Annotated in this window: 2 protein-coding genes; one reads left to right on the forward strand and one right to left on the reverse strand. The window is 60.1% G+C overall.

The genetic code is table 11. From position 1 onward, the window contains the following. Positions 1-740, reverse strand: a 740-nt coding sequence (locus F0Q45_RS24820; RefSeq protein ID WP_188113146.1) for a CoA transferase, incomplete at its 3' end; no start/stop codon positions are given. A 526-nt stretch (positions 741-1,266) separates the two neighbouring features. Here F0Q45_RS24820 and F0Q45_RS24825 point away from each other — a divergent pair. Further along, positions 1,267-3,936 (forward strand): PPE family protein (locus tag F0Q45_RS24825; protein ID WP_149656414.1); only part of this gene is annotated, 2,670 nt, incomplete at its 3' end.

Genomic DNA, 3,936 nt, shown 5'->3' on the forward strand with positions numbered 1-3,936 from the left:
CGCAGCACCTCGGCCCCGTACTCGCCGAGTGTGCGGGTGCTGCGGGGCCCGGCCAGTACGTGGGTGAAGTCAAGCACCCGAATACCACTCAGCGGCCATAATCCATGCGCTGAGAATGGCACTGGCGAGCCGTCGGCGATCTTAACGATCTCGACCGGTGTCGTCGCGGCCAGTGCTTTTCCCTGGGGATGGGCTAGCCATTCCTCACGCGTGAACGCCCGACAAACTGGCAGGCCGGCATCGCTGAGGGCGTCTTCGAGTTGCTCGGCTTCCCACTTGGCTACCTCGCGAGCCAGCGATTGTTTGTTGTTACCGCAGTCGAAGAAATTGAGGTAGCCGCTGAGCAGTTTCGGGTAGGGCGGTCCAGCTTCGAGCATGACGTAGCGGTTGTCGCGGGTCTGGAAGACGCCGTTTGTCGGGACGTATTCGGCTCCGACATTTTGGCGGTAGCCAGCCTGCTTTACAAAGTGAGTCGGATGGAGGTAATGCAGTGCGTGGACGATATCGGTCGCGATGTCGGTCCGTACGCCGCTGCGGTTTTGCCAGATGGCAGCGCCCGCCGCACCCATGAGAAGCAGCGCGGTCGCCGCTGCTTCGCCGAGCCGATGTGGCGAGCGGATTACCGGGTCGCTGCCGTGCAGCACGGCATCCCCCGCAAAGCAGTGCGAGAGGCCGGTCACGTCGAGCAAGTTGGCCAGGGATCGCAGTTCCCCAGCGCGGAGGCGGCGTCGTGTTTGCATGGGCTGACTTTCGTCTGGCCGCCGCCTACCGCGGCCGGAGGTAGCGACATGCGTATGTTCTTCGAGCGTTCATCGGGCGTGCGAGGTGCTGACCTGTGCCACGCTATCCCGACCCTAACAAAGCGTCTAGTAGAAGCTTATTCAGCAACAATTGCATAGAACACAAGTTCCTAGCGGTGGTCGCTCCGCGTCCATCGGCAGCGACCCGCTCACGTCACGGAGGATCAGCCCGCGCGCCACGATGACGTCGCAATCGGCTTGCTGGCCACCGGATGTCCAGTCGCACACGCACTCGAACTCTTGCAGCAGCTGCAACAGATTGTTCGCAACCTTCTGCTAGACGCCGATTTATGGCCGCAATAGCGTGGCCTTATGCCCGGCAACGTGCCGATGAGCCTTTGACCAGCCTGTTGCTCGGGAGGACAAAGATCCGTAGCCACGCGATTCGTGGCGAGCATCAGTGCGTTATCGGGATCGCCCCGGTCGAGCCATAACCGCGGCCTCGGGTCCAGCTAAGGACGGTGCGATGAATTATGCGATGCTGCCCCCGGAGGTCAATTCGGCACGACTCCACCTCGGTGCTGGCTCGTGGCCGATAATTCAGGCCGCGGCGGCTTGGGAGGGCTTGGCCGACGAGTTGAATTCGGCTGCGGGTTCGTTTTCAGCGGTCACCGCAGGGCTAACGGGTTCGCTATGGCAGGGTCCGGCATCGATCGCGATGACCGACGCGGCGGCGCCCTATGTCGGGTGGTTGCGTGCTGCTGCTGCGCGAGCCGAGCGCGCCGCGGCGCAAGCCCGACTGTCGGCGGCCGCATTCGAGGCGGCGCAAGCAGCGACGGTGCACCCAGCGATCGTCTCGGCGAACCGCAGCCAATTTGTGTCGTTGGTGCGCTCGAACTTATTGGGACAAAACGCCATCGCCATTGCGGCCGTGGAAAGCCGGTACGAGCAGATGTGGGCGCAGGATGTGGCCGCCATGTTCGACTACCACGCCGGGGCTTCATCGGTGGCGGCGGCGCTAACGCCGTTTAACCCCGGCCTGCAAAATCTGCCGGGAGAGTTACTAACCGCTGCGCGATCGGCTGCCGCCAACGACTTGGGCAGCCTCGGCTTGACAAACGCCGGCATGGGCAACTTTGGCAACGCAAACATCGGAGACTTCAATGTCGGCTCCGGAAACATCGGTAATGCAAACATCGGCAGCGGGAACGTCGGCAGCAACAACATCGGCTTAGGAAATGCGGGTCCTCTATTGACCGCGGGCCTACAGAACATCGGCTTGGGTAATATAGGCATCAATAATTTCGGTCTAGGTAACACCGGAGACGGCAATATTGGCTTCGGGAATACTGGAACCAATAATGTCGGCATTGGGCTTACCGGTAACAACCAAGTCGGATTCGGGGCTTGGAACGCCGGCACCGGCAATATCGGGATATTCAACACCGGCAGCGGAAACATTGGCATCGGTAACTCCGGTACCGGAAACTTCGGCATCGGGAACTCCGGCAATTACAACACCGGCATCGCAAACACTGGCTCGGCCAATACAGGTTTGTACAACTCCGGCATCGCCAACACGGGTGTTGCCAATCCGGGCGACTACAACACCGGCAGTTACAACCTAGGCACGTCCAACACAGGCGATTTCAACGCCGGCAACTACAACACCGGCTACCTCAACTACGGCAACTACAACACCGGCATAGCGAACACCGGCAGTGTCAACACCGGGGCATTGATCACGGGCAACTACAGCAGCGGCATCTTATGGCGCGGCGACTACCAGGGCTGGGGCCCTGGTTTCAACAACACGACCAGCATGCCGTCGTCAGGGTTCTACAACAGCGGCTCCGGCAGCGCATCAGGCTTCGGAAACTTCGGCGCCAGCAATTCAGGCTTCTTGAACTCCGCGACAGGTCCGCTAGGAAGCTCCGGTTCCTTCAATTACGGCGCACTACAGTCAGGCCTGCTCAACACGGGCAACACTATCTCGGGCATCCTGAATACAAGCACCCTGAGCCTGGCAGAGGCAGCATATGTGTCCGGCCTGGCAAACGCGGGAACTCAAACGTCGGGGATCCTCGGTGGCGCGTCTTATATCAACGTCGGATTCGCCAATGACGGGCGCTTAAACCTCGGCAACGCCAATATCGGCAGCCTCAACCTGGGCAGCGGCAACATCGGCAGTCTCAACCTCGGCGGCGGAAACGTCGGAAACATCAACATCGGCAGCGGAAACCGCGGCGGTTACAATATCGGCTCCGGCAACCTCGGCAGCTACAACTTTGCCTCCGGCAATCTGGGCAGCCACAACTTCGGCCCGGCTAATTTGGGCGATCACAACATTGGATCGGGAAACGCCGGCAGCGACAACCTCGGATTCGGTAACAATGGCATTGGCAACGTCGGTTTCGGCAACACCGGCACCGGGAACGTCGGCATCGGACTCACTGGAGACCGCCAAATCGGTTTCGGCGCTTTGAATTCCGGCGCCGGTAACATTGGCCTATTCAACTCTGGCAATGGAAACATCGGGCTGTTCAACGCCGGCAGCCAAAACGTCGGCATAGGAAACGCCGGGGCCGGCAACTGGGGCGTCGGAAACCCGGGCACCGGCAACTTTGGCATCAACAACGCGGGCAACTACAACACCGGGCTGGTCAATCCCGGGATCGTCAACTCCGGAGTCGGCAACGCGGGCAACTACAACACGGGCTTCTTCAACGCAGCCAGCTACAACACGGGCAGCTTCAACCCCGGTGCTTACAACACCGGCGACTACAACACCGGCAAGTACAACACGGGCTGGTTCAATACAGGCAATCTGAACACCGGCGCATACAACTCGGGTGACGCCAATAACGGCTTTTTCGTTAGGGGTGACAATGAGGGCCAGATCGCCATTGACCTAGCGATTACCACGCCGACGATTCCGATCGATGTGGGCTACCTCATACCGATCAACGAAGTACGGCAGTTCGGTGGCAACACAATTATCATCCCGAGTTACTCCTATCCGCAGATATCGTTGCTGAACGGGTTCTTCTACTTCGGCCCGGTCGATATCCCGAGCGCGTCGCTCACTCTTCCTCTGGCGACGTTCAATATCGGCGGACCTACTACCGCAATCGACATCAATTTTGTCGGCGCGCTCGAGGGCCGCAGGATACCCATCATCAGCATCCCTGGCGGG

The sequence above is a fragment of the Mycobacterium simiae genome, assembly GCF_008370645.1.
Classification (GTDB): Bacteria; Actinomycetota; Actinomycetes; order Mycobacteriales; family Mycobacteriaceae; genus Mycobacterium; species Mycobacterium simiae_A.